Below are 26521 nucleotides of genomic sequence, written 5' to 3' on the forward strand. Positions count from 1 at the left end.
AAGAGGGAGGCAAGACCGTTGATTCTCGGCGCTCCGGGCTGGTTGCACAAAGGGATAAAAACGATTGGTGGCATGATTAAAACTCATGCTGGATGAATTCTGCTAAGTTGCCGCGATTGCGCCTGTGGAGTACTGCCATGCCCCGTCGTCTTCCGCCTTTGTATGCCTTGCGCGCCTTTGAAGCCGCGGCGCGCCACAGCTCCTTCACCCGCGCGGCGGAGGAGCTGTCGATCACCCAGAGCGCGGTCAGCCGGCATATCCGCACCCTGGAAGAACACTTCGCCTGCCGGCTGTTCCAGCGCAGCGGGCGCAACCTGCAACTGACCGAAGCCGCGCGGTTGCTGCTGCCCGGCATCCGTGAGGGCTTCAGCGCCCTCGAGCGGGCCTGCAACACCCTGCGCGCCGAAGACGACATCCTGCGCATGAAGGCGCCCTCGACCCTGACCATGCGCTGGCTGCTGGCGCGCCTGAGCCGGTTCCGGCATTTGCAGCCGGGCAACGAAGTGCAGTTGACCAGCGCCTGGATGGACGTCGACTCCGTGGACTTCAACCAGGAACCGTTCGACTGCGCGGTGCTGTTGAGCAACGGCCACTTTCCGCCGGACTGGGAGGCCAGTTACCTGTTCCCGGAACTGCTGATCCCGGTGGGCGCGCCGAACCTGCTCAACGACCAGCCGTGGGACGTGGCGCGGCTGGCCGCCACTGAGCTGCTGCACCCGACCCCGGATCGCCGGGACTGGCGCAACTGGCTGGAGCGCACGGGCCTGTCCGGGCAGGTGTCGCTCAAGGGCGGGCAGGTGTTCGATACCCTGGAGCTGGGCATGATCGCCGCCGCCCGGGGCTATGGCGTGTCCATGGGCGACTTGCTGATGGTGGCCGAGGATGTGGCCCAGGGACGCCTGAGCCTGCCCTGGCCGACGGCGGTGGCCAGCGGTGAGAATTACTACCTGGTCTGGCCCAAGACCCGGCCGGGAGGCGAACGTTTGCGCCGCCTCAGCGATTTTCTCCAGAACGAGGTGCGGGCCATGCAATTGCCTGCCGTAGAGCGTCTCGGCTGAAACGTTGAAGGTCCCGTGGCAAACGGCCTGCGCGATACCCGTCCGATTCGCTCAAGTATTGCCCGGCGCCGCCGAATCCATGAAAGTGGAACCTTCGTTCTGAACGTTTCCAACGCCTCATTCTTACTTAGAACCATTGCCGAGCGTGTGACGAGATCAGGACGATCCGGTCTCTCGGCCAGGAGCTGTCATGCCTCAACCTCGTGCCCGGATCGCCTCGCAGCTTGGTCTCGCACTCGCCGTGGTACTGGCGGTCGTGATCAGCGGCAGTACCGTCTTCGCCCTGCGTTCGCTGGACGCCGCCAACCTCGACACCCGGGAAGAACACCTGGCCAGCGAGGCCCGGCTGCTGGCCGACCAGCTCACGACCTTCCACAGCGCCTTGCGCGAGAGCACCCAGCGCCTCAGCGGCTTGTTCGAGAAGCGTTTCAGCGGCGGCCTGAGCCTGCACCCGGACCAGCCGGTGGCCGTGGCCGGCACCCAGACCCCGGGCCTGCACCTGGGCGACGTGGTGTTGAACAACAACTTCGAGGAAGTCGACGAGTTCAAGCAAATGACCGAGGGCGTGGCGACCGTGTTCGTGCGCAGCGGCGAGGACTTCGTCCGGGTCAGCACCTCCCTGAGCAAACAGGACGGCAGCCGCGCCATCGGCACCTTGCTCGATCACGCGCACCCGGCCTACCAGAAACTCATGGCCGGGCAGAGCTATGTCGGTCGCGCGCTGCTCTTCGAGCGCCTGTACATGACCCAATACACCCCGGTGCGCGACAGCGCCGGCAAGGTGATCGCGGTGCTGTTCGTCGGCTTCGACTACACCGACGCGCAGAACGCCCAGTTCGACAACCTCAAGCGCTTCCGCATCGGCCAGACCGGTTCCCTGGCGCTGCTGGACGAGCAGGGCAAATGGCTGGTGCCGCCGGCCGGCGTGCAGGCCCCGGAGCAGTCCGTCGCGGCCATCGGCGATCTGGCCAGGCAGCCAGGCAAAGGGCGTTTCTGGAGCGACAAGGCCGAGGACTTCTATAGCGTCGTGGTGCCGTTCGAGGGCGGCCCCTGGTCGGTGGTGGCGAGCATGCCGAAAACCGAGATCCGCGCGGTGACCTGGAGCGTCGGCTTGCGCCTGGTGATCGGCAGCCTGTTGGCGATGCTGCTGGCGGTGGGCGCCACGGTCTGGCTGCTGCGCAGCAAACTCGCGCCGCTGGGCGACCTGGTGCGCCAGGCCGACGCCCTGGGCAAAGGCGATTTGAGCGCGCGCCTGAATGTGGCCAGCCAGGACGAAATCGGCCAGTTGGCGAGCAGTTTCAACCAGATGGGCCAGGCCCTGTCGACCATGGTCGAGCACATCCGCCAGGCCGCCGAGGAGGTCAATGGCCGGGCCCAGGCACTGTCCGGGCTGTCGGGCGGGGCGTATGAGGGCATGGAGCAGCAGTCGGGCGAGATCAGCAGCATGGCCGGGGCGGTGGAAGAGTTCAGCGCCACGTCGCTGAACATCGCCGACAACATGGGCAACACCGAGCGCCTGGCCCAGGAGAATGCCCAGCAGACGCGGATCGGCCGTACCTCGATGGAAGAGGCGTCGTCGTCGCTGGAGCAGATTGCCGGCGCCTTGAACAGCACCGCCACGGTGATCAATACCCTGGGCCAGCGTTCCGAGGAAATCGGCGGCATCGTCGGGGTGATCACCGCGATTGCCGACCAGACCAACCTGCTGGCGCTCAACGCCGCCATCGAGGCCGCGCGGGCCGGCGAGCAGGGGCGCGGGTTTGCCGTGGTCGCCGACGAGGTGCGCAACCTGGCGTCGCGGACCCGCGAAGCCACCGACGAAATCTCGGTGATGATCAACAGCATCCAGCAGGAAACCGGGCACGCCATCACCACTATGGAGCAGGGTAATGCGTTGATGCAGGAAGGCCTGTCGCGCAACGCCAATGTCGCTTCGGCCCTGGCGCGCATCGACGAACAGAGCCGCTCGGCCGGCCAGCAATTCGCCGCGATCACCACCGCGACCCAGGAACAGAGCAGCACCGCGACGCTGCTCAGCAGCAACCTGCAAAGCATCGCCCTGGCCAACAGCGAGCAGCGCGAAGTGGTGTCGAACCTGGCGATTACCGCCAGGGAACTGGAGAAGCTGGCGGCGGACCTGCGCCAGGAAGTCGACCGGTTCCGCTGATAGCGGTCGGTGACCGGCGGCGGGGACGTTCGATTGCAAATGCGCGGGGCTGGGCTAAAACATAGGGGCGATTTTCCTAAAGGACGCCTTCCCGGCAGGAGCTGATATGTCCCCTCTCACGCGTTTTGCCCGCCGCATCGCCGTATTGCCCCTGGCGCTGGCCAGCCAGATGGCGTCGAGCCAGGAGGCCGTGGATTTCATTTCCCCGGCTGCCTGGTACACCGCCTTCAACGGTATTGCCCAGGTGGCGTGCCATAACTGCTACGAAAAACAGTACGCCGGCACCTTCACCAGCGTGCTCGACAGCGTGCGGACCCTGGAGCTGGATTTCTGGGACCAGCGCGATGCGGTCACCGGCGGTTCGGCCCTCCACTGGTTCGTGCGGCACAACCCCGGCACCCTGCTGCAGTCCGGCAATGACAACAACTGCACCGGCGACGGTAAAGGCACCAACGACCTCGAGGCTTGCCTCAACGACATCAAGCTCTGGAGCGACAGCCATCCCGGGCACTTCCCGATTACCGTGATCCTCGACAAGAAGCAGGGCTGGTCGAAGGCCAGCTCCGGGCGGACGCCGCAAGACTTTGATGACCTGGTCGGGCGAATTTTCCAGGGCAAGCTCTACACCCCGGGCGACCTGGCCCAACACCTGGGTGTCAGCAGCGGCGCCTTGCAGGGCTCGCTCAAGGGCAAGTCCTGGCCGACCGCCAGCCAGTTGCAGGGCAAGGTGCTGCTGGTGCTCAACCACTCGGAGAACCAGAAACTCTCGCAATACGCCGAGGCCCGCACCAGCAGCGCCAAGGTGTTCATTTCACCGGTCACCAACGGCCAGAACGATGTCAGCGGCAAGGTCAGCGGCATGTCCACCCAGTCGTCCGGCTACGTGGCCATGAACAACATGGGCAAGGGTGACAAGCAGTGGGCCGCGCAAGCCTTTGCCTACAGCCACATCGGCCGGGTGTGGGGCGACGACGGCGTGTCGTTCACCCAGCACATCGCCGAGAAGGTCAATCTGTCGGCGTATTACAAGTTCGCCGCGGCCAAGGATGGCAACGGCTACCGCATCCGGCCGTTCTGACGTTTCAGCGGGGTTCGGCCGGTTCGCCGAGCCCCGGGTCGACCCGCTTGCCGATATCCCGCAGGCGCGCCAGTTGGTCGACCATGCCCGGCGCTTCGTCGAGGCTGCTGACGAAGGTCCACAGGTAAGTCATCACCGCGTACACGTGGCCGGCCTTGACCCCTTCGGTCAGGGCCAGCTGGCTGATGGCGATCACGAACAGCAGCGCCGCCGCCACGCCCAGGAACAGGTAGGCCGCCGCCTCGCGGTCCGACAGCCAGACGCGCAACCGCGACAGCAGCCGGTAATGCCGTTGCAGCGATATCGCGCCGACCTTGGCCACCAGGCCGATTTCCTTTTCCAGCCGGTCGTTCAGGCGCTCGTGCAACTGCTGGTTGCGCCGGGCGAAACGTGGCAGCAGGACCAGGCACAGCAGCAAGGCCACCAGGCAGGCCAGGCCGACCCAGGGCTCGATCACCAGCAGCATTACCGCCGCGCCGACGATCGACACCAGCGCGGTGGCGATGGTCGGTACGTGCTTCTCGAAGAAGTCGACGAACTCCCGCGCCAGCACCACCCGCGCCGCGGCGGTGGAGGTGCTCTGGTTCTGCAGGCGCTGGTTGAGGATCACCGGCACCGCGAGGTCGGCGTAGATCCGCGTGAAGGTGCGGGTATCCACCGCCCGCCGCGCGGCCCCGACCACCCAGAACGCCAGCACCACCAGCGCATAGAACAGCGCGCTGCCGGCATCGCCGCGGATGATCGAGTCCACGGCGAACCCGGCGAACAGCGGGTAGGCCAGCAGCAATGCGTTCTCCAGCGCCACCAGCGACAGGGTGCAGAACAGCTTGCCGGGGTAGGCGCGGGCAATGGCCTTCAGGGTCTGGCTGGCGGATTGCTGGCCGATCTTCTTGCTTTCATCGATCAGGGTTTGCGGGGTAACGGACGACATGACTGCACCGAGGGGAAGATAAACGCTACTATTGAGCGACTGCTCAATAATATTTGAGCGATCGCTCAAAATGCAAGCGCCGTCCATCTACCGGCGCCGCGAGGTAATGCCCGTATGTCCCGTACCGACCGCAAAGACCAGATCATCGCCGCCGCCCTGGAGCTGTTTCGCCGCAAGGGGTTCGCCGATGTCTCGACCCGTGACCTGGCGGACCACGCCGGGTTGTCCCGCAGCCACGTCTATCACTACTTCAGCGATTGGAAGGAATTGCGTCGTGAGGCTTTCCTGAGCTTTGCCAACCAGCAGCTCGACGAAGTGCGCGACGCAATCCGCGATGCGCCGCCGCTCCAGGCGTTGCAGGGGTTCCTGCGCTACTGCCTGCCAGACACCGCCGAGGACGATTGGGCGCTATGGCTGGACGCCTGGGACGAGGCCATGCACGACGCTGCCATGGCCGAGGTCTACCTGGCGGTGAATGCGCAGTGGCAGGCGCTGCTGGGCGGTATCGTCGAGGCCGGGGTGCGGGCTCAGGCGTTCCGCTGCGCCGCGCCCGCGCGTGCGACCCGGCAGATCTTCGCCCAGACCATGGGCTACGGCGACGACCTGTTGCTGCAACCTTCGGTCGAGGCCGCCGAAGCGGCGCTGGATGAGGTGATGGAAGTGGCCGGGCTGTTGCTGGGCTTTACCCCGGCGACGGCCTAGTCGCACTTGGTGCTGCTGGAGACTTCCTTGCTGGCCATCTTCAGGGCCTTGCCCAGGCCGGCCGCGTCGCTGCTGCTGTAGACCCGGCCGCCGGTGTTCTCGGCGATGCAGCGCGACGGGCCGCCGACCCCGATGTTCACCACATTGACCCGCAGGCGCGGCTGCTGGGCGGCAATCTGCCGGGACACGGCGCAGACGTCCTTCTGGCAGCCGTCCTCGCCGTCGACGAACATCACGATCACCGCGTCGTTCTTGCGCCCGTCGACCGTGCTCGCCGCCTTGGCCAGGCTGTCCGCCAACGGTGTGCCGTCGTTGGCCTGGAGGCCGCGAATACCGTTGATCAGGCGCGGTCGGTCGGCCGCCCTGAACACGCCATGGTCGATCTGGCTGGCGCAGCCGTTGAAGGTGATCAGGCGCGTGTCGATCTTCGGGTCCAGCCCCTTGATCATGCTGGTCAGGGATTCGGTGGCGACCGACAGCCGGCTGGGGGGCGTGAAGATCCGGTCCGCGCGGATCGGGTCGAGGTACTGGTTGACCGGGCTGCCGAAGAACCACTCTTCATCGGCGCGCACCGACTTGATGTTCATGTTCATCGAGCCCGAGGTATCCAGGACCACCACGAACTGCGGCGGTATGGCGTCCGGCGCCTGTTTGCGGCAGGCGTAGTTGTCCAGGGTCGGTGCCGGCGCGGGCTTGGGCTTGGGTTTGGGCGGCGGTGGCGGTGGCGGCGGTGCGGGTTCCGGCTCAGGCACAGGCGTCGGTTCGGGAGCAGGTTCTGCAACGGTCGCGGGCACGACCGGCTCGGCGACCGGTTCCGCGGCCTTGACGGGAGGCTCGACGGCGACAGGGACCGCCGGCTCCGGAACCACGGGGCGGTTTTCCGGGCAGAAGAACCAGTAGGCCGCCCACAGCAGAAGCAGCAATAGCAGCAGGGCCAGCAGCGCCGCGGCGAGCTTCCACCAATTGCGGCCCGGCGCTACCGCCGCCACGGGTGGGATCACCACCGGCGGCGGCAGCGGTTTCGGCGGGCGTAGCCCCCAGCGGATCACCAGCGGCTCGCCGTTGAGGCTGTAGAGGTCTTCCAGCTCGGGCGGGCCGATCAGCGTGCGCAGGCTGGCCGCCTCGGGCTGGTTACGGTTTTGCAACTCGTCTGCGAGTCGGCCCAGGGCCTCCTGGCGCTGCTGGTAGAGGTCCAGCAAGCGTCGTTGCTGGTCTTCGTTCAGCTCGGCATAGGGCGTGGGCTGGCCGCCCAGTTCGGTCCACCACTCCAGCACCTCGCCGCTGCCTTTGCGGGGAATGGCGTAGAGGCTGGCGACCGTGGGCGGGAAGTGTTTCTGGATCAGCGCGACCTTGGCCGACAGCGCATCGGCCTTGTCGACGGTGAACTGACCATCCCTGATGACCCGTTGCATGCAGACGATTCCTGAAAAGGGTGCAGGCCCGCCGAAACAGGCCTGCGCGGTTTAAGAGAGCGGGTTATTCGTAACCCAGGCTGAACTGCAGTTGGTTGACCTTCTTCTGCAGCGCCTTGAGCTCTTGCTGCTTGGCCGCCAGGGCCGCCGGAGTGTTGCTGGTGGTCTTGGCCTGGGCGGTCTTGAGTTGCTGCTCGAGCGCGGCGATCTGCTGCTGCACCTGGCTCTCGTTGCCATGCCGGGCCTTGAGCGACTTGAGCAACTGCCCCAGGGACTGGTTCAACGCGGCCTGGGCCTGTTGCTGGCTGGCCAGGTCCTGGCGGGTGCTGGTCTGCTGGGCGGCGATATTGTCGTAGACCTGGCGGAACATGGCGTTTTCCTGGCGGGACGCGGTCAGGGCCTGTTCCTTCTGCTTGATCTGTTCGCTGTAGCCGCCGGAATAGTCGCAGTTCATCTTGGTCAGCAGGCTGGCGTCGCGGTTGGTCGCGTCGCAGTCGCCGGGCTGGCTGGCGCAGCCGCCCAAGGCCAGCGCCAGGGCGAGCGCCGCCGCGTGTTTTGCCGTGGTCATGGTCATGATCTCAACCCAGGGTAATTGCCGAACGCTGGCTGTACAGCGCGTCCACTTCTTTCTGCAGCGAAGCGACTTTCTCGTTCATTTTCATAATGCTCATGTCCACCTGTTTGATCTCCGCGCCGGCGCCCTGGGAGCGTTCCATGTCGGCCACCTTGGCGTACTCGGTCACCTTGTTGCGCATGTTGCCCAGATCCTTGCGCAGGCGGGCGATGTTCTGGTCGATCTCGGCGATCTGGGTTTGCGCCCGGGCCTTGTCCAGCCTCTTGTTGGCCATGTCCTGCTTGATCTGGGCGATGCGCGCCTGGTCGTCCTTGATCACTTGCTGGGCGGTAGCGGTACGGGTGATGACGTTCTGGGTGTCCTGCTGGACGTCGGCGTTCATCTTCTGCAGGCGGGTGCTGGTGTTGGCGTACTCGCTGCGGCGCTGGTCCAGGTAGTAGTTGGCGCCCATGGCCACGCCACAGGCGGCGATGCCCGCGGCGACGGCGCAGACCGCCTTGTTGTTGCTGTTGGACAGCGCGCAGCTCAGGATGCCGACGCCGGCGCCGACGGCGCAGGCCTGATAGCCGGACTTGCTGAAGAACTGCGCGTCGTTGCCCTGGGTCAGGCGCGGGTCGGCGCCGTCGCCGCCGAGCATGGAGCTACCGGTACTGGCGCAACCGCCCAGCAGCAGGCTGGCGGCGAGGGTGAAAGCGATCTGTAGCTTGAAGCGAGTCCAAAGGCTGCGCGACATGGTGGTGCTCCTGGTTAACGGTGTTGGCGTTTTTAGCGCTGTTGGCATTTCTTATTGGGTCACCGACTTGCAGCTTTTCAGCCAGGCCTCGGTGTCGATCTTCTGTTTTTGCAGGAAGGCTTTCTGGTTGGCCCAGTGGGTGCGCAGGTACGGCTTGAGGTCTTGCAGTTGCTTGTTGCGCGAGATGATCTCTTCCATCACCGGCACTTGCGGCTCGATCAGCGGCTGGCCGTACAGCGACGCCGACTCCACCAGGCTGCTGGCGTAGTAGCGGCTGAGTTTGTGCAGGCGGTCCTTCTGTTCGTCGAGCTTGCCCTTGCGCATGTCGCAGGTGCTGTCCTTCTCGGCCGACTCGCAGTTGAGGGCGTAGTTTTTCTGCAGGAAATCCACGTACTGGCCGTCGTCGAGCATCTTGGTGCACAGGAAGGCGCCGAGGTTGAGGCTGGCGCGGATCGCCTGGTCGCGGGTTTCTTCCTGCTGCTGGTTGCTGGCGCGCAGCTGGTTTTCCAGGGCCTGGAGCTTTTCCTTGAGGGCCTTGTCCTCGACGCCCGAGGCCAGGGTGCCCAGGGCCTGGGCGGTACCCGGTGCCGAAGGGGCGGCGGCGCCGGTGCCGAGCTTCTTCCAGCTGCTTTCGATACTGGCCACCCGGTCGCGGGAAGTCAGGGTCGGCGACACCAGGGCCAGGCGCAGGCCGGTGGTCTTGTTCTTCACCTGGCCGTCGCTGTTGTAATAGGGCTCTTCCTTGCGCAACGAGGTGCGCAGCTCGGCCTGGGAGGTCAGGTAGTTGCCGCCGCGCACCACATAGCCGCCGGCCTGGCCGTGCTGGCGGTCGAGCTTGTTCAGGCGGAACGGCTCGAAGATCATTTCGTCGGCGTTGCCCAGCATGTCGTGCAGGCCCAGGGGGTTGGGTTTTTGCAGGCCGGTCAGTTGCAGCTTGCCGTTGGACGATTGCGCGCCGGCAAACCATTCGTAGGCATTCAGGCCTTCCGGCATCGGGTAGCGTGTATCGCGAAACTCGGCGGTGCCGACCTCGATCCCGCCGCGGGCGGCGAACTCCCACTCGACCTCGGTCGGCAGCCGCAGGAAACCCAGCGCGCCGTCTTCCTTGGGCAGCTTGTCGGCGGCGTTCTTGCGTAGCCACAGGTTGTATTTGTCCGCCGCTTCGACGGCCTGGACCCAGCTGATGGCCACTTGCGGCAGGCGCAGCTTGGTCGAGGCGGTGGGGCAGGTTTCCTCGGTCAGGGCGGCGTATTGCAGCTGGCTCATCTCGTACTTGGCCAGCAGGTAGTAACGCGATTTTTCGCTCTTGGCCCCGGTGAAGCTGCCGGCGATGAAGGTCGGGCGGGTCTGCTCGACGTAGCCGTACTCCGAGCCGTCCTGGCCGATGTTGGTCGGGTAGTCGTCCAGCGGCCCGGCCACCGGAATGAACACCTTGCGAAACACCATCGAGCCTTCGCAGGGCATGGGCAGGACCACGTCGTTGTCCTGGGGCATGGGGTTGTAGAACTTCTCTTCCCAGCCCGCGGCCGAGGCGTCGAGCAGGTAGCCCAGGCTCAGGGGCAACAGCCAGCCGAAACGTTTATAGCTCACGCAGACTCTCCGCAGGTTGGATGCTGATGGCGCGTGCAGCGCCGATGACGGCCACCAGCGCAGCGACCAGAAAAGTGATGAGCAGGGCCGCCAGGCCGTGCCAGATCGTAATGTGACAGACAAAGGTGCCGGTGGCCTGGCTGCTGCCGAGCAGGCTGTCGAACAATTGGCTGCCGACAAAATAGAACCCCAGCCCGCCGAGGTAGCCGGCCAGGCTCAGGAGCAGGGCCTGCAGCACCACGAAGCCGGCCACCGCCGCGCGGTTGAACCCCAGCAGACGCAGGACCGCGAGGCTCTTGCGCTTGCGATCGATGTTGGCCAGGAAGGCCCCGACCATCGACGCGACGCAACCGATCAGCGCGGCCAGGGCGATGACCCCGAAGATCAGCCCCAGCACATGGTTGATGGCCTTGACGTTGTCGATGTCGGCCAGGCGGCTCGAGGTTTCGATGTGCTGCTGGTTTAGCCAGCGTTCCAGATCCGCCACCTGGTCGATGTCGCGGGCATACAGGCGGGCCCGGGCGTACAGCGGTTGCAGGCTGCCCAGGGGCTTGCCGCTGTCGACCCCGAATTCGCCGACCTGATAGCCGTCGCGAAAACGCTCCAGGCTCAGCAACAGGTCGGGCGCGACGAACCCGGCGGCGCGACCGAAGCGCGCGGCGTCGAGGATCGCGATCACCTCCAGCGCCACTTCGCCGCGTTCCTGGTTGCCTTCCAGGCGTCGTTCGGCGCGCAGGCGCACGCTGTCGCCGACCTTGGCCTGCAAGCGCTGCGCGGCGCGTGCACTGAGGATCACTTGGCGGCCGCTGGGGGCGACCCCGGGCAGGTCCAGCTGCGGGTCGCCGGCGTCGGTGGGGATGATCTCGGCGTTTTCGACGAAGCGTTGCAGGCCGACGAACAGGTCGGCCTGGGTGTTGAGCGAGCGCGTCTGGCCGATGGCGAAGCCGGTCTGTGGCTGCTGGCGCAGGCGCTCGATCCAGGCGTTGTCGTAGTTGCCGCTGCTGAGCATCTTCACTTCAAGGTTGCGCGGGTCGCGCAGCAACTCATCCTGCAACTGGCTGACCACCCCGTGCTTGAGGCCGAACAGCAGCAACAGCGGAGCGATCACCGCCACCAGCGAGGCGGCGATGCACAGCGACACCTTGCGGTCGTGCCAGAGGTCTTCGGTGGCCAGCTTGCCGAGCAGGCACAGGCGATCAATCCACAGGTTCAAACAGCGTTTCTCCCTGACGGCTGGTCGCGCCCAGGCGCGGCAAGCCAAAGTCCTTGAGCAGGGCCCAGTCGTGGGACACCACCAGGGCGCTCAGCCCGAGGCTCGAGACCAGGCTCAGCAGCAGCTCGAACAGCCGCCTGGCGCTATGGGGATCGAGGGCGGCAGTGGGTTCGTCGGCCAGCAGCAACAGCGGCTCGTGGGCGATCGCGCGCACGCAAGCGACCCGCTGGCGCTCGCCGATCGACAGGGCCTGCGGGCGTTTGTCCAGCAGGGTTTGCAGGCGCAGGGTGGCGATGGCCTGGTCGACGTGTTCGCTGTGCAGCGGCATGCCGAGCAGGCGGCGAGGCAGGAGGATATTGTCGCGGACGCTGAGAAAGGGCAGCAGGCCGCCGCTTTGCAGGATGAACCCCAGGTAGCGCGAGCGCACCGCGGCCAGGGCCGGCTGGTCGTCGGCGGCGAGCAGCTGGCCGATGTCCAGCGGCGCCGCGGCCGGCGAATCCGCGGGGCTCAGGCTGAAGCGCTGCAGCTCCACCGGCCGCAGCAGCAGGCCGATGGCTTCCAGCAGGGTGCTTTTGCCGCAGCCGCTTTCGCCGGTGATGGCGAGGATCTGGCCGCTGCCAATGCTCAGCTCCGGCAGGCGCACCTGATGCGCCTGGGCGCCTTCGCCCCGGCGCACCAGCAGGTTCTTGATATCCAGCATGGGCGTCTCGTTAAGGCATCATTTCCAGCGGCACCGGGTAGACGTTGTCCCGGGCGTCGCTGTCTTTGGCCAGGGCCACCCAACGGTCGACGTCGGCGTTGTAACGCTGGTAGTGACGCAGTTTGGTGTTCAGCGTCCGGATGAATTTCTCCTGGGCCAGGCCATCCCAGCTCTTCCAGGTTTCCTCGTCCAGGTTCAACACCTCGCTCTGGTACGGCAGGTCTTCCAGGTACTCGCCGAGCACGCCCATTTCGGCGAGCTTGGCGTTGCCGTTCTGTTTCAGCTGGTTGGGGTCGGCGCCCATGGTGGCGGCCACCGAGCGCAGGCGCTCGAACATTTCGGTCGGCGAAATCAGGCCTTCGTTGGCGGCGTCGAGGATCTTCTTCAGCACGTCGCTGAGGTCGCTGAGCTGGGCCTTGGTCAGCAGCACGCGGACGTCGGTGGTGGGGATGTTCTGCTTGATCAGGTCGCGGTCGGTGATCCAGGCCTGGAACACCGGCGGCGCCTTGCTGTTGGTCTTCTCGCCGAGGTAGGCCAGCTGCATGGCGTGGCCGATCAGCGCGGCGTCCTCGAGCATTTTCTTCTCGGCCGGGTCCTGCTTGGCGTTGAGGGCGCTGCCGATGGCGTCTTCGCCCATGTACGCGGCTTTCACCTGGGAGGTGATGGCGGTGGCCAGGGCATCGACCTTGCGGCCGAAGGCCTGCACGTCGCCGGCGTCGACCGGGTAGTACAGCGAAGTGTTGGTGCCCGGGTAGGTCGACAGGTTCTGGTACTGCGCCTCGGCCTTGCTGTGGTCCTTGAGCCCCGCCGGGGTCTTGAGGTGCAGGGTGTAGATGGCCACGCCGGGCTTGGCCGCTTCGAGGCGCACCTGGGTGGCGCTGAGGCCGGTGTTGGAGAGCTTCTCGTCGCCCTCGATGGCCCCGGCGTCGGTGATCAGCACCACGTAACGGGCGCCGAACTGGCTCCAGTCGACCTGGTCGATGCTGTGCATGACGCCGGCATAGGCGTCCTCGTCGAAGCTGCTGCTGGAGACCTTGGCCTGCTTCAGGTCGGCGACCTTGGCCAGGAAGTCGGCGCTGTCTTTGACCTGGTTGGGGTCGGCGTACATCTTGCTGACGTACTCCAGACCCGGCACCGCCTTGGTGCTGGAGCGGAAGGCGATCAGGCCGAACTTGACCTGCTTGCCCAGGTTCTGCGACTCGATCTGCTGGTAGACCTTGCGGATCGCCTCGCGGGTGCGGTCGATGTAGGGGTCCATGGAAATGGTCGAGTCGATGACGAACACCACCGCGGCGCTGAACTCCTTCAACTGGCTGCTGGTACTGACGTCGCCGCCGGCACCGCCGTTGGCGCCCGTACCGCTGCCGCCCTTGGCGTTCTTGTCGTCGTCCTTGCTGACCGAGGCCACGTTCAGCAGGCGGGTGCGGAAGCCGCTTTCGGTCATCACTTCTTCGCCGCTGAGAATCGGCAGCAGGTAGAACTGCTTCTGCAGGTCGACGAAGTACTCCGGCTCCTCGGCCAGCACGCCAGGAGCCTGGGCCCCTTGCTTGAGCTTGGCGCGCAGCGGGGCGACCTTGCTCACCGGGTCCGGCGCGTCGAGGATGCCTTCGACGGTGGCGCGGTCCTTGAAGAACAGCAGCCGATCGCGGTTGGCCGGGTTGGTGAAGGCCAGGGTCAGCTGCATTTTCCAGTCGGTGGTGCAGCTGGCCGGCAGCCAGCCGACGGTCTTGCCGTAGCTGTCGGGGCCGACTTTCAGCCACTCGGCATTACCGGCCTGGGCGCGTTCGTACACATAGAAGCGCGAGAAGGTCGGTTGGGCCTCGCCCGCCGCGCCGCCCGCCGACGGGCTGAGGTGGCAGCCCGGGGTGGTCAGCACGCGCTGGAACAGGGTTTTCTTGCCCGCCTGGATCAACGGCTGGTCGGCGGCCTGGGCCGGCGCGCCGGCGCCCAGCGCCAGGAGCGCGGCGCCGCAGAGCAGGAAGCGGTTCAGGGATGCGCGACTCACTTCTGCAACTCCTCGAAGCGCTGTTTGGCTTCCGCGTTGTCCGGCTCGTGGCTGAGGATGGTTTCGTACCAGTAGGCGGCAGTGGCCTTGTCGGGCTCGGCGAAGCAGCTGCTGGCCTTGTGATATTTGGGGTCGTATTCGTGGGCGTAGGCGCTGGCGATCTGCAGGTCGCCGGCCTGGGCGCGGTTGGCGTACAGGCGCTGGGCCACGCCGCAATGGTTGTTGCTCTTGGCCAGGGTGATGATTTCCAGCAACTCGGCGCTGGCTGGCGCGGCCTTGATGCAGGCCTGGACGAAGGTCAGCTCGGGCTGGCTGCTCATGCTTTCCAGGGTGCAGGCACCGGCTTCGGCGGGAGTGGCGGCGCTGGTGACCGGTACCGGGGCGTCGGGCTTTTTCAGCCAGAACCAGGCCGCGGCCGCGATCAACAGCGCCAGGATCAGCAGCAATGGCCAGATCCAGCGGCGCTTTTTCTGCTCTGCCGGCGCGGGCGCCAAGGGTTCGGTTTCGCTGATGGCGAAGCTCGGCTCGGGCGCTGCCGGCTCGGGTTCCGGCTCGGCCAGGGGCAGCTCCGGCAATTGTGGAATCTCCGGGGCGGCGGCTGCCGGGGCGGCCAGGTGGCCGGCGTCGTAGGTCGAGCGGGTCTGGCCGCCCGCGGTGGACGGCAGCAGGCCGGCGCCGGGGCGAACCACGCCCTTGTCGCTGAAACCCGGGCCCTGTTCGCGTAGCTCGATCTGGAAGTTGGAGTTGGCGCTGCCTTCCAGCAGCGGATCGACCACCTCGGGACCGGCCTGGGTCTGCAGGGTTTCGCCGCTGGCGTCCAGGTCGAAGCTGGACACCTGGAACCAGTAGGGATTGTTGCTCCACTGCTGGCCGTTCTGCAGGTAGAAAGCATCCTGGTTGCGCTGGATCGAGAACTCCAGGTTCTGCGCAACGCCTTGCCATTTCTTCACCGTCAGGCGGGCCTGGCCGGGTGCATTGGGCTCTAACGCGAGCAGGTCGACTCGAATGGGCATTGCTTATCTCGCTGTGAAGGCTGTGAGCACGCGGCCCAGCTTTTCGTTCTGTTCGGGGGTGATTTCGCGGCCGGCGCCATGGCCGGCATTGTCCAGCGTGATGTAGGCCAGGCCCGAGAGCCAGTCGCCAAGGAACAGCTGCGCCTGGTTCGCCGGTTGCGCTGGCAGCACCGGGACCTGGCCCGGGCCGACATCGGTGTAGAAGGAGAACAGCGGCGCCTTGGCGCCCGCGCGGCTGTTCGGCCGCTGGGCCACCGGCTTCTGGATGTAGCCGAACCAGGAGACGAAATCGCGCAGCACCCGCTGCACTTCCAGCACCTGGCGCTCCACCAGCTGGTCGCGGCGGGCGCCGCTCTGGGCCCGCTTGAGCACGGCCCGGCTGAGTTGGCCCGGCAGGTCCTGGCGATAGCCGGCGGTGACCAGTTCGTCGACCACCGCTTCGATCAGGGATTTTTCCAGCCCCAGCAGATTCAGCAGGCTCTGGCGGGTCGGCAGGTCGCGCAGGTGGGCGATCCAGGCGGTGAAGGCGGCCTTGGCGAAGCGGTGTTCGTTGCTTTGCGCTTCCGGGGCCTTGGTGGCAGAGGCCGGGCTGGCCGGGCTGCTGTCCGCGAGGTCGTCGCCCAGGTCGGCGAAATCGAATCCGCCTTCGTCGCCGTACAGGCTCGGGCTCGCTGCCGGGGCGGCCGCTTCGTCGCTGGCCGTTTCGGCTTCGTCGCTTTCGTAGACGCCGCTGAGGTAGAGGTCGCGGACTTCTTCGCAGGGCACATCGAGGTGGTCGATCAGCTCGCCGAGCACCGCCGGGCGACGGCCCAGCTGGCTGAGGATCATCTGCGCCTGGGCCTTCTTGGCCGCCGCAGCACCGTCGCCGTCAGCGTGGTACCAGGTGCTCAGGCCGTGGACGGTCAGGCTCTCGATGCATTCGTCCAGTTGCTCGCGAATACGTTGCAGCTTGAACTCGGTGTTGGCGACGCCGGTGAAGCTGGCGCTGAAATGGCTGATGCCGCCGTCGTCCGTCTTGAGCATGGCTTGCCAGGCCTGGTCCGGGGCCTTGATGTGCTTGCACACCAGGGCGTTGCTGGCAAAGCTCTGCCCCAGCTCGGCGAGGCGCTCCTGGTAATCCGGGTTGATCCCGCTTTCCGCGCCCGAGGCGTCCTGCTTGATGAAGGCCGCGTCCATGCGCGGCTTGCGCACCAGGAAGGTGTTCTGGAACGGGGTGCCGGCCCAGTCGTTCATCCACGGCAGGCTGCCGAAACGTTCGAGCATGGTCAGCTTGATCATGCCGTCCCAGCTTTCGTCGTACTGCGCCGGGGTCAGCTTGAGCGAGGTGCTGACCCGCAGGTCGAGCATGGTCAGCGCCCAGATCAGCCCGATTTCGCGCTTGGCGCGGGTCGCCGCGTCGCCGCCCTGGGTCTTTTCGATCCAGCGGGTCAGCACCGGGCCCACATCGTTGACATCGCTCTGTTTGGTCGAGCCGGTGCAGACCACCAGTGCGTTCATTTCCTGGTTGTCGGTGTAGCGCTCGAACAGGTAGGCGACCTTGCCCCGCAGGATCAACTGGGAAACCGAGTTGTCCTTGCCGCTGGCGTCCGGGTCGTTGGAACTGGCGATTTCATGGAGCTTCTTGCGCCCGCGGTAGCCGGGGAAGTCCAGCAGGTCGACCTGATCGACGATCTCGTCGCTGGGCGCCTCGATCAGGCGGAAGGTCATCTCCGCAGTCAAGGCCGCGAGCTGCGCCACCGGGATACCCTGGCTGTTTTGCAGCTGCCCGGCCAGTTGCGGACGGACTTCGATCGGCAGGTCTTGCGGGGTGCCGAAACGCTCGAGGATATCCACGTTCATGATGCTGTCGCGCTGGCTATAGGCATCGTTGTCGAAGCGCACCAGGGCGTGCAGCGGGGCGAACACGGTCTCTGGCAGGCCGAGCTTGTGCAGGGCGCCGGCCAGTTGTTGATAGGCGCGGACCAGCTCGCGCTGCTCGCCCCAGAGAATCGAGAACAGCTCGGCGCGTTCCTGGAAGTTCAGGCGCGGCGCCAGTTGCAGTGCCTTGGGCCAATACAGGTGCTCGAGTTTTTTCACCGAGTTGCGGAAGTTGTCCCGCAGGTAATCCCACAGCGACACCAGGTCATCGGCGCTGACCCCGGGTTGCACGGGGCCGGTTTCCCGCCCTTCAAAGGGCTTGAGCACGCGCTGGATGCGCTCTTCGTCGATCTCGTAGGAGATCCGCTCCAGGTCGAAGTCCTTGAACCAGGAGTTGGCGAGGATCTTCGCCAGCTCGATCTCGTTGAACAGCTTGAGCTCGACCGGGAAGTGCGGGTCGTCGCCGGGTTTGGCCCGGCGGCTGAAACGCGTGACCAGGCCGGTGGCTTCCTTGCCGCCGCCCACCGGGTTGATGTGTTCGATGAAGTCCAGGCGCTTGCCGCCGAAATCGGTTTCCAGCTTGCCGTTCCGGCCCGCGGCCAGGGCCGAGATCAGGTACGACTTGCCGGCCTGGGACAGGCCGAAGAAACCGATGGTCATCGGCGTGCAGGCGACGCGCCCGAGGCTGTGCGCCAGGTTGCGCGCGCGATGCAGGCGCAGGTTCAGGTTGTCGGCTTCGCCGTCCAGCCGAGGGGCGTTGCCGCGGGTCTGGGCGATCCATTCCAGCGCCTGACCGGCACCTTCGTAAACCGCGGCCCAACGGGTGGAGAGCTGAGTTTGTTCGGGGGTCAGGTCGTTCATTTGCGTTTCACACTTCCACTGTCGAGCCAGTACTTGGTCTCGCTCAGGCTGGCGTCAAGCAGAGTGTTGAGCTCCAGCTTGAGGTCGCTGCGCGGGTTGAAGCTGACGTTGCTGCTGTTGGATTCGATACCGCTCACCGAAAGCCGGTCGCTGACCAGCCCATGCTTGCGCGTGTGCTTGTCCGGACCCTTGACCTCGAAGCGCACCTTGAGCAACGGCGCATCGCCGTTCTCGCCAATGGCCCGGGAGAACTTGTCGCGGCCGGCGGCGGTGAAACTCAAGGTGTAGAGCGGCGACGCGGCCCAACGATCGGCGGCCAGCTGGCGGAAGCCCAGGCGCAGGTCGCCGCGCATTTCCAGCTGCGGCGTGTCGGCGTCGTCGCCACTGCCGATCACTGGCAGCTTGATCTTGTTGTCTTCGGACTGGATGTCGCGGTACAGCACGTCGGCATCCTTGATCACATTGTTCTGGTCGATGATGCCGATGTGCTTGACCGTCGAGTACGGCTTGAGCGCCGCGGAGCGGAAGTAGAAGTTCGGCATGCTGTGGTTGGCGCACAACAGGCAGAGCATGGCGCCGACCGAGGCGGTACTTTTCGGGTCGTCGATGCGGCCGTTCTTGTGGAACGGGTACCAGCCACCGGTGCGGTAGTTCTGCAGCGCCAGGATGCGCCCCGGCGGCAACGGCAGGACCTTGCGAATGAACGCCAGGACGCCGGGCAGGCGCGAGGGCCGGCCGGTGAGCAGCAACACGTCGCAAGGGTACTGGGCCACCACTTCGCAGAGCGCGCCGAGGATCTTGGTGATGTTGATCTGGTCGTTGAGGAACGCGGCATGCAGGCGTTGCAGATCGAAGCTGATCGAGGCCTGGTACAGGTCGAAGGTGCTGTGCCCGCCGACTTCGCGGCGCACCGCGCTGTTCACATAGTCGAGCACGGCCTGGCCGATGGCGTTGTCGCCCAGCAGGTCGCGATAGACGTGATTGGCCACTTGCGCCTGGTCTTGCGGGTCGTAGTGCTCGTAGGCCTTGAGCAGCGCCAGGCCCAGCGGGACGAAGACTTGCAGGTTGAGCTGCTGACGGAGGATTTCGTCTTGCACGCTCACGGTCTCGCCACCGCACAGGCGCGACATCAGCGAGTCGGGGGCACGCACGCCGGCGCTTTGCAGGGCTTTCTCGAAGCTGGGGAGAATGAAGTCCTGGATCACGTCGAGCAGGATATCGTCGCCGGCCACCTTGAAACCGTCGCGAAAACGCTGCTCGGGCACGATGTGCACGTTGCTGCCGGTGCCCATGTTGCCGGCGCGGTCGAGGCGGTAGTCGGTGATCACCAGGTCGGTGGTGCCGCCGCCGATATCGATGGTCGCCAGGGTGATGCGTTCGCGGTCGGTCTTGTCCGGGCGGGCGAGGGTGTCGAAGAACTCTTCCGGGTGGCCGGCGAAGTTCTCGTTGACCTCGGTGTACAGGTAGACCAGTTGGCCGCAGGACGCCTCGTCCCACTCCACGCGGATACTCGGGAGCGGCGTGCGCGGCTTTTGGCTTTCATCCTGGTGCGGATCTTCTTCGCCGGCGTGCCAGCCAAGGCTTTTCCACACCAGGCCGATGGCCTGGAGCAGGCGTTCGTTGAGGATGCTGCGCTCGGCCTGGGGCATGCCCGGCGGCACGGTCAGGGTCACGCTGTTGAGCTGGCGCGGCACCCGGGTATGGCCCTGGCGCGAACGCTGGGCCGGGCTGTTGATCTGCGACAGCGCCTGGGCCAGGACCTCGGCCAGCATGAAGGTCATCAGCGAGCTGCGCGAGTAGCGCGGCATGAACACCGGCAGGCGGTCGTCTTCGTCGAGGGCGTAGAGCGCCTCGCCGGTTTCGTTGATCAGGTGCGAGAACGGCGCGGCGGTGGCGTAAGGCTCGTTGTCGGTCTTGACATAGGCGCAGTTGAAGCGCCAGCCGTGACCATAGGCGCTCTCGTCCCACAGATAGCGTTTCGGGCTGGAGAGCCCGGTGGAGCCCTCGGTGCCGCGACGACGGCTGGCCAGGCGTCCGGCCTCGCTGCCGACGCGGGCGATGGTGGCCCACTGGAAGGCGTCGTGGCGGCCGCTCTTGACCGAGCAGTGGTCCTTGCCGAAGTAGGCCTGGGAAAACTCCACGCGGCTCTCGAACGGCTGGTTGTAGGTGTGTTCGGGGGTGATCAGGTCGCGCAGTTCCAGCACGTAGTTCTGCTTGAGCCCCGAGCCGGCCTGGCCGTGGTTCTCGATCAGGATCCCGCAGGTGCGCGAGTTGCCGACGTCCAGAACCAGGTCCACCGGAATCGGCTTGACCAGGCCGTTGCTGTCGTTGGCGACCACCTTGAGTTCGGGGATCTCGACCTTCGGTGGTTTGTCGGACTGCTGCGCCGCGCTGGGCTTGCCCAGCAGGCTGAGCACGTTCAGGTAATGGGCCAGGTGGTGGCCGGCGCGGATGTCGATATCCAGTTCTTCGCGGGAGCGATGGGTGTTGCCCTCGTTGAACACTTCCAGCAGCCATTCGTTGACCCACGGCTGGGCCAGGAACCAGCGCAGTTCGCGGGCCTTGCCCGCCAGCTTGAAGGACACGCCGGAGCTGATGTCTTCCTCGTTCGGGGCCAGGTAGGCGGTGCCTTCGCGCTTGGGCATGACCCGGCTGTCGAACGCCAGCGTCAGGCGATGGGTGTTGCCGTCGATGTCCGGGGCCGGCAGCTTGACCAGGCGCATCCGCGACCAGTTGCTCGGGCCTTCGTCGAAACGGTGCGGCGGCATGAAGCGGAAGAACGGGAGCGGCAGCCAGACGCCGTCCAGCAGGTCGAGGCTGCTTTTCATGTCGACGCTGAACACCGGCTTGGTCTTTTCGAGCTTTTCCGGTTCGGGTTCGTAGAAGTAGAAATCCTTCTCTTCGTTGTACAGCAGGCGGCAGATCAGCCCGCTGATCATCGGGGCGAACTCGCCGGCGGGTTCCTTGCGCGGATCGAGGCGCAAGGCGAAGTCCATGAACTGGATGCCGGTGTCGCTGACGAGAGTGACGGTATCTTCGAATTGGGTGACTTCAGGCAACATGTCAGGGGTTTCCAGTCTTATTCGCCCGTCTGCCGCATGGACAAGGGGAATTTCTCGTTTCCATAACCGCCGGTGCAGTCCGCGACGCTGGTCGCGCCCTGCCGACAGTCGACCTTTGGCATGTCGTAGGTGCTGCCGTCGGCGCAGACGGCCTGGCCTTGGCTGTCGATGGACAGGCTGCCTTTATTCATGGCTGCGGTGACCGGGCCGGTGCAGTTGACGCCATTGGCGCGCCGCACGGTGACCTGGCCCTTGCCGTCCTTGAACTGGTACTCCAGGCGCAGCGGCTTGCCGGTACGTCGGTCCTGGATGCCGGCGCCCGCGCGGTACTGGCCGTTGAGGAAGTCGGCCACGCCGTCGGCGCTGTTGGCCGGGATGCTCAGGGGCGGACCCGCGGGCGGGGTTGCCGGGGGCGGCACGGCGGCTGACGGGTTTTGTGCTGGCGCAACAGCGGCGTCTTGCGCCGGGTTGTCTGGTGTTGGCGCGTTCGATGGGGCGGCCGGATCGACCTTGACGTCCGCCGGCGCCGCGGCTTCGTTTGCCCCGCCCACCACTGGAGTCTCGGTGGCCAGGGTTGCGCCGTTGCCGACCACGGTCGTGCCGGGTGCGACCACACCGTTGACCGTAGGCAGGGCCGTGCTGTCCAGCGTCGCGTCGGCCACGGGTTCTTCATGCTGTATGCCCAGCGTCGGCAACGTCACCAGCGGTACGCCGGGGATGCAGCCACGCAGGCCCAATAGCAGCAGGAGTAGTAGCAACAGGAGCAGCGGCAACAGCCACCACCAGCGCCGCCACCAGGGACGGGCGACGACAGGCGCTACGGCGGCCGCGGCGGTCAGGGGCGCCACAACGGGAGCCACCGGCGGTGCCGCGGCGGGAGCCTGCAGGCAGTGCAGCGGATCGCGGTTGCGATCGGCGTCGGCGTGCTCGAAGCCCCAGAAGGTCAGGACCGGCTTGCCGTTTACCAGGTATACGAAGTTTTCGTCGGGGAAATGAATCACGCGCTTGAGCAGTTTGCCGAACACGGCCTTGTCGCCCTGCTGTTCGGCGGGGTCGTCGCCGAGGAAGCGCTGGCTCAGCTCTTCGAGCGCGGTCTTGAGGGCCGCGAGCTGGACGCGGGCGGGCGCGCGCTCCTCTTCGGTCGCGCTGCTCCAGGGGATGACGTCGCCGGGCATGCCGCTGTACCAGTCGATCTGGTTGCCCAACTCGTCGCTTTGCGGGATGGCCAGGTGGTCGACCATCTCGGGGTTCTTGCGGCGAATGGCTTCGCGCAATTGCAGGGCCGCTCTATAGACCGGCTGGCCTGTTTCGCCCAAGGCAGTGAATGACCCGCTCTTACCGCTGCGTAATAGTGCCCCGCGCATCCAGACTCCATGTGCTCATTCGCGCAAATTAAAGACAGGCAGGACGCCTGTGCTTGCTCCCTAAATTTAGCTGGCGACCTTAATGTCAGAATGATGTCGTCGTCAATGTGACATTGGTGGCCGCGCTGGCGAGTGTGTCATGGGATGACAAGCGTGTGCACTGATTTGACGGAGAAGCTGACCAGCCGTGGCTTGAGGGGTTGGCGAGGACGTTTGTCCAAGTGTTTGCTGAAACGATTCATCCGCGCTATAAAAACCGCACAACTCCAATAAAGGCTGATCCCCATGACACTGCTCAAACTGCTGGTCGCTTTCTGTGCATTCGCCGCCGCTTCCCACGCCATGGCCTGGGATTATGTCCTGCTCGATAGCGACAAGGCCGCGCAGGACGTTCATATCACCAGCGCGCAGTTGGGGGTGAAAAGCGCCACGCCCTTTTCGATCAGCCTGCGCACCCTGCATGGCGGGCGCCAGGAGGGAGTGAGCATTGTCGATATCGACAACGGCACGATGAAACTCTCGGTGGTGCCGACCCGCGGCATGAACGTCTTGCAGGCGTCGGTGGGGAATGTCCGCATGGGCTGGGATTCGCCGGTCAAGGAAGTGGTCAACCCGGCGTTCATCGAGTTGAACGGTCGCGGCGGCCTTGGCTGGCTGGAAGGCTTCAACGAGCTGGTGACCCGTTGCGGCTACGAATGGGTCGGGCACCCGGGCGTGGACAACGGCGAGCTACTGACCCTGCACGGCCGCGCGGCGAACATTCCGGCCAGCAAGGTCACCCTGCATATCGACGAACAACCGCCTTACGCCATCAGCCTGCGTGGCGAACTCAAGGAGCAGGCCTTCAAGAAGGTCGACTTCTTGGTGGCCACCGAACTGGTGACCGAGCCGGGCAGCACCCGTTTTGCCCTCAACGACACCCTGACCAACAACGGCGACTATCCGAAGGAGTACCAGGCGCTGTATCACAGCAACTTCAGCACGCCGTTCCTCGAAGAGGGCGCGAAGTTCGCTGCCCCGGTGAAGCAGGTCTCGCCGTTCAACGACAAGGCCAAGGCCGACCTCGCGGACTGGCAGACCTACCGCGGCCCGACCCGGGACTACGACGAAACCGTCTACAACCTGGTGCCTTACGCCGATGCCCAGGGCGACACCCTGACGGTGCTGTACAACAAGGCCGGCAGCCTCGGCGTGGCAGTGGGGTTCAATACCCGGGAGTTGCCGGTGTTCTCCCTGTGGAAAAACACCGACACCCGGGGCCAGGGCTACGTGACCGGCCTGGAGCCGGGCACCAGCTTCTCTTATAACCGCCGCTACCAGCGTCCGCTGGGCCTGGTGCCGACCATCGACGCCGGGCAGAGCAAGCAGTTCCAGATCCGCTACAGCCTGCTGGCCGACAAGGCGGCTGTGGATAAGAGCCTGGCCGATATCAAGCAGATCCAGAACGGCCGGCAGACCGAAGTCCGCTCCATTCCGCTGGTGGACCTGAGCAAGGAGTGACCGTCCTCAACTGGCGGGCGGACGGTATTGCAGGGCTTCGGCCAGGTGCTCGCGGCTGATTCGTTCGGCCTGTTCGAGGTCCGCCAGGGTGCGGGCGACCTTGAGCAGGCGGTGGGCGGCGCGCAGCGACAGGGTCAGGCGCTCGCAGGCGGTTTCCAGCCAGGCTTCGTCGGTTGTGGATAACTTGCAGTGCCGGCGCAGGCCGGGCAGGTCGAGAAAGGCATTGGCGCAACCCTGGCGTCGTTGCTGGCGTTCCCGGGCGCTGGCCACCCGCGCTGCGGCCTGTGCGGTGTTATCCCCAGGCTGTGGCTCGGGGTTGAGGGCGGTGGTTTCCCGGGCGACGGTCAGGTGCAGGTCGATGCGGTCGAGCAGCGGCCCGGAGAGTTTGTTGCGATAACGTTGGATCTGTTCCGGGGTGCAACGGCAGCGACCGCTGGGTTCACCGAGATATCCACAGGGGCAGGGGTTCATCGCCGCCACCAACTGAAAACGCGCCGGAAAATGCACCCGGTCGCGGGCCCGGGCAATGACGATCTGGCCAGACTCCAGCGGCTCGCGCAGCACCTCCAAGACCTTGCGATCGAACTCCGGCAATTCATCGAGAAACAGCACACCGTGGTGGGCCAGGGTGATTTCCCCAGGCTGCGGTTTCGAGCCGCCGCCGACCAGCGCCGGCCCCGAAGCCGAGTGGTGGGGCTGGCGAAAAGGCCGTTGCGGCCAATGGCTCAAGGGAATGTGGCTGGCGACCGACTGGATGGCGGCCACTTCCAGCGCTTCCTGTTCTTCCAGGGGTGGCAGCAGGCCGGGCAGGCGGCTGGCCAGCAAGGTCTTGCCGGTGCCCGGCGGGCCGCTGAACAGCAGGTTGTGCGCGCCGGCCGCGGCCACCAGCAGCGCCCGCTTGGCGGCCAGTTGGCCCTGCACTTCGTTGAGGTCGGGGTAGGGCTGGCTCCGGTAGGCCAGGCCGTTCGAGGCATAGGGCTCGATGGGCGTGTGGCCGTTGAGGTGGGCGGCGGCTTCGAGCAGGTGCTCGACCGCGATCACCCGCAGCCCCGAGGCCAGGCAGGCTTCCTCGGCATTGGCGCGCGGCACCATCAGCGTGCGTCCGGCCTGGCGCGCGGCGAGGGCCGCTGGCAGCACGCCGCGTACCGGGCGCACCGCGCCGGACAGCGCCAGCTCGCCGAGGCATTCGACCTCCTCCAGAGCCAGGGTCGGCACCTGCACGCTGGCGGCGAGAATGCCCAGGGCGATAGCCAGGTCGAAGCGTCCGCCGTCCTTGGGCAGGTCGGCCGGGGCGAGGTTGAGGGTGATGCGCCGGGCGGGGAAATCGAAACCGGAATTGAGAATGGCGCTGCGCACCCGGTCCTTGCTTTCCTTGACCGCGGCCTCGGGCAGGCCCACCAGGGTCAGCGCCGGCAGGCCGTTGGCGAGGTGTACTTCGACCGACACGGCTGGCGCTTGCACGCCGGTCTGGGCACGGCTGTGGACGATGGCCAGAGACATGACTCGTTCCTTGAGGCTGGGAAACCGCGTCCTGCGGTTGTGCAAGCCTAGCCCCGGCGGGGGCATTGCCGTGTCGGTAAATGGACTCAGGATGTTGCGGCGGGCGCTTCAGCCGAGCCGGTCATGGGACCGACCCGGTTCGATGCGGCGAATCGTCATGTGGCGGCGGGGGTTATTGCTCGCTCGGATTGAGCCTGGTTTCCAGCTCGGCGACTTTCGCTTCCAGGCTTTCCAGGCGGGCCCGGGTGCGGGCGAGCACGACCATCTGACTGTCGAATTCTTCCCGGCTGACCAGGTCCAGCTTGCTGAAACCGCTTTGCAGCAGGGCCTTGAACTGGCTTTCGATTTCGGCGCGGGGCAGTGGGGTGTCGCCGCTGAACAGGCGGGAAGCATGGCCGCTCAGGGCGTCGAGGAGGTCTTTGGGCGCAAGCATGGGAGGTGTCCTGAAAACAATGGCGGGCAGTGTATCACGCGCTGTCTATAGTCAATCGGGCAGGCGCGATGCACGTTTTTCGCGCATTGCTCCGGGCGGCGGCGCACCGTTGTTGTGCGTATCCGCGGCGATGATGGCGAAGTGGTTTTGCGCACGATGAGCAAAGGACTGAAATCAATGGGTTTTCACGAAATGGCAAGGTTTCTGCTTAGTCGCTGATGACCCATGCACTGATGCAGTCGTTGTGGCGAATGCAGTGCGACAGGCGGAACGGGGGAAGTGTTTCGCCAGGAGCGGTTAGCTGGCGTCGGTCTGGTCGAGGACGGCCGACGATGCGTTACAAAGCCAGGCACTGCGCTTAGACTTGAGTCGGGTTTGTTTTCCTGGGGCAAGTCCACCAATTCGGGAGAGAGTTTCATGAAGCTAGTCACTGCCATCATCAAGCCGTTCAAGTTGGACGACGTGCGCGAGTCGCTGTCCGAAATCGGCGTGCAGGGCATTACCGTTACCGAGGTCAAAGGCTTCGGTCGGCAGAAGGGGCACACCGAGCTGTATCGCGGTGCTGAGTATGTGGTCGACTTCCTGCCCAAGGTGAAGATCGATGTCGCCATCGACGACAAGGATCTTGACCGGGTCATCGAGGCGATAACCAAGGCCGCCAACACCGGCAAGATCGGTGACGGCAAGATCTTCGTGGTCAATCTGGAACAGGCTATTCGCATCCGTACCGGCGAAACCGATACCGACGCGATCTAAGCCGCCCCAAAC

20 protein-coding genes are annotated in these 26521 nt (G+C 65.6%); 6 read left to right on the top strand and 14 right to left on the bottom strand.

What is annotated here, in order from left to right:
• Window positions 1–137: 137 nt before the first annotated feature.
• The 3 genes from BTN82_RS29005 to BTN82_RS29015 all read left to right on the top strand — a co-directional run bounded on the left by BTN82_RS29005 (window position 138) and on the right by BTN82_RS29015 (window position 4303).
• Window positions 138–1058: a LysR substrate-binding domain-containing protein gene (locus BTN82_RS29005; RefSeq protein ID WP_075122428.1), complete on the top strand. Its 921-nt coding sequence runs from the start codon at window positions 138–140 to the stop codon at window positions 1056–1058.
• A 190-nt stretch (window positions 1059–1248) separates the two neighbouring features.
• On the top strand, window positions 1249–3225 hold the full coding sequence (locus tag BTN82_RS29010) for a methyl-accepting chemotaxis protein (RefSeq protein WP_075122429.1): 1977 nt from the start codon (window positions 1249–1251) through the stop codon (window positions 3223–3225).
• A 106-nt stretch (window positions 3226–3331) separates the two neighbouring features.
• Window positions 3332–4303 (top strand): Ca2+-dependent phosphoinositide-specific phospholipase C, encoded by a 972-nt coding sequence (locus BTN82_RS29015; protein WP_075122430.1) that lies wholly within the window; start codon window positions 3332–3334, stop codon window positions 4301–4303.
• A 4-nt stretch (window positions 4304–4307) separates the two neighbouring features.
• Here the strand turns inward: BTN82_RS29015 and BTN82_RS29020 are convergent, their stop codons facing one another.
• Window positions 4308–5234: an ABC transporter six-transmembrane domain-containing protein gene (locus BTN82_RS29020; RefSeq protein WP_186828468.1), complete on the bottom strand. Its 927-nt coding sequence runs from the start codon at window positions 5232–5234 to the stop codon at window positions 4308–4310.
• A 114-nt stretch (window positions 5235–5348) separates the two neighbouring features.
• Here BTN82_RS29020 and BTN82_RS29025 point away from each other — a divergent pair, with 114 nt between their 5' ends.
• Complete coding sequence (locus BTN82_RS29025) at window positions 5349–5936, top strand: TetR/AcrR family transcriptional regulator (protein WP_075122432.1); 588 nt, start codon at window positions 5349–5351, stop codon at window positions 5934–5936.
• On the opposite strand, the gene BTN82_RS29030 is transcribed toward BTN82_RS29025, so the two are convergent.
• The 11 genes from BTN82_RS29030 to BTN82_RS29080 all read right to left on the bottom strand — a co-directional run bounded on the left by BTN82_RS29030 (window position 5933) and on the right by BTN82_RS29080 (window position 22320).
• On the bottom strand, window positions 5933–7348 hold the full coding sequence (locus BTN82_RS29030; RefSeq protein ID WP_075122433.1) for a VWA domain-containing protein: 1416 nt from the start codon (window positions 7346–7348) through the stop codon (window positions 5933–5935). The two genes, BTN82_RS29025 and BTN82_RS29030, sit on opposite strands and share 4 nt — an antisense overlap.
• A gap of 64 nt (window positions 7349–7412) precedes the next feature.
• Window positions 7413–7916, bottom strand: a complete 504-nt coding sequence (locus tag BTN82_RS29035) for a hypothetical protein (protein WP_075122434.1) — start codon at window positions 7914–7916, stop codon at window positions 7413–7415.
• A 10-nt stretch (window positions 7917–7926) separates the two neighbouring features.
• A complete protein-coding gene (locus BTN82_RS29040; RefSeq protein WP_075122435.1) occupies window positions 7927–8655 on the bottom strand; it encodes a hypothetical protein in 729 nt (242 codons plus the stop codon).
• 51 nt (window positions 8656–8706) lie between these two features.
• On the bottom strand, window positions 8707–10245 hold the full coding sequence (locus tag BTN82_RS29045; RefSeq protein ID WP_075122436.1) for an SUMF1/EgtB/PvdO family nonheme iron enzyme: 1539 nt from the start codon (window positions 10243–10245) through the stop codon (window positions 8707–8709).
• Window positions 10235–11458 carry an ABC transporter permease gene (locus tag BTN82_RS29050; protein WP_075122437.1) on the bottom strand — a complete coding sequence of 408 codons (1224 nt, stop codon included), beginning with the start codon at window positions 11456–11458 and terminating at the stop codon, window positions 10235–10237. The genes BTN82_RS29045 and BTN82_RS29050 overlap by 11 nt, the downstream gene beginning before the upstream one ends.
• Window positions 11442–12158 carry an ABC transporter ATP-binding protein gene (locus tag BTN82_RS29055; protein WP_075122438.1) on the bottom strand — a complete coding sequence of 239 codons (717 nt, stop codon included), beginning with the start codon at window positions 12156–12158 and terminating at the stop codon, window positions 11442–11444. The genes BTN82_RS29050 and BTN82_RS29055 overlap by 17 nt, the downstream gene beginning before the upstream one ends.
• Before the next feature lie 10 nt (window positions 12159–12168).
• The gene (locus BTN82_RS29060) at window positions 12169–14163 is read right to left on the bottom strand and encodes a vWA domain-containing protein (RefSeq protein ID WP_186828469.1); all 1995 of its coding nucleotides are present in this window, start codon (window positions 14161–14163) and stop codon (window positions 12169–12171) included.
• Window positions 14160–15176 carry a hypothetical protein gene (locus BTN82_RS29065; RefSeq protein ID WP_075122439.1) on the bottom strand — a complete coding sequence of 339 codons (1017 nt, stop codon included), beginning with the start codon at window positions 15174–15176 and terminating at the stop codon, window positions 14160–14162. The genes BTN82_RS29060 and BTN82_RS29065 overlap by 4 nt, the downstream gene beginning before the upstream one ends.
• Window positions 15177–15179: 3 nt before the next feature.
• A complete protein-coding gene (locus BTN82_RS29070; RefSeq protein ID WP_075122440.1) occupies window positions 15180–17894 on the bottom strand; it encodes a putative virulence factor in 2715 nt (904 codons plus the stop codon).
• Window positions 17891–20956, bottom strand: coding sequence for a virulence factor SrfB (locus BTN82_RS29075; RefSeq protein ID WP_075122441.1), 3066 nt, complete (start codon window positions 20954–20956; stop codon window positions 17891–17893). The genes BTN82_RS29070 and BTN82_RS29075 overlap by 4 nt, the downstream gene beginning before the upstream one ends.
• Before the next feature lie 17 nt (window positions 20957–20973).
• Window positions 20974–22320 (bottom strand): SrfA family protein, encoded by a 1347-nt coding sequence (locus BTN82_RS29080; RefSeq protein ID WP_075122442.1) that lies wholly within the window; start codon window positions 22318–22320, stop codon window positions 20974–20976.
• 285 nt (window positions 22321–22605) lie between these two features.
• On the opposite strand from BTN82_RS29080, the gene BTN82_RS29085 reads away from it, so the two are divergent.
• Window positions 22606–23820 (top strand): aldose 1-epimerase family protein, encoded by a 1215-nt coding sequence (locus BTN82_RS29085; RefSeq protein WP_075122443.1) that lies wholly within the window; start codon window positions 22606–22608, stop codon window positions 23818–23820.
• 6 nt (window positions 23821–23826) lie between these two features.
• Here the strand turns inward: BTN82_RS29085 and BTN82_RS29090 are convergent, their stop codons facing one another.
• Both BTN82_RS29090 and BTN82_RS29095 read right to left on the bottom strand, forming a co-directional pair.
• Window positions 23827–25320 carry a YifB family Mg chelatase-like AAA ATPase gene (locus BTN82_RS29090; protein WP_075122444.1) on the bottom strand — a complete coding sequence of 498 codons (1494 nt, stop codon included), beginning with the start codon at window positions 25318–25320 and terminating at the stop codon, window positions 23827–23829.
• Window positions 25321–25492: 172 nt separating this feature from the next.
• A complete protein-coding gene (locus tag BTN82_RS29095) occupies window positions 25493–25753 on the bottom strand; it encodes an accessory factor UbiK family protein (protein ID WP_075122445.1) in 261 nt (86 codons plus the stop codon).
• 417 nt (window positions 25754–26170) lie between these two features.
• On the opposite strand from BTN82_RS29095, the gene glnK reads away from it, so the two are divergent.
• Window positions 26171–26509, top strand: coding sequence for a P-II family nitrogen regulator (glnK, locus tag BTN82_RS29100; protein WP_002555808.1), 339 nt, complete (start codon window positions 26171–26173; stop codon window positions 26507–26509).
• Window positions 26510–26521: the final 12 nt, after the last annotated feature.

The sequence above is a fragment of the Pseudomonas chlororaphis genome (assembly GCF_001921865.1).
Classification (GTDB): Bacteria; Pseudomonadota; Gammaproteobacteria; order Pseudomonadales; family Pseudomonadaceae; genus Aquipseudomonas; species Aquipseudomonas chlororaphis_D.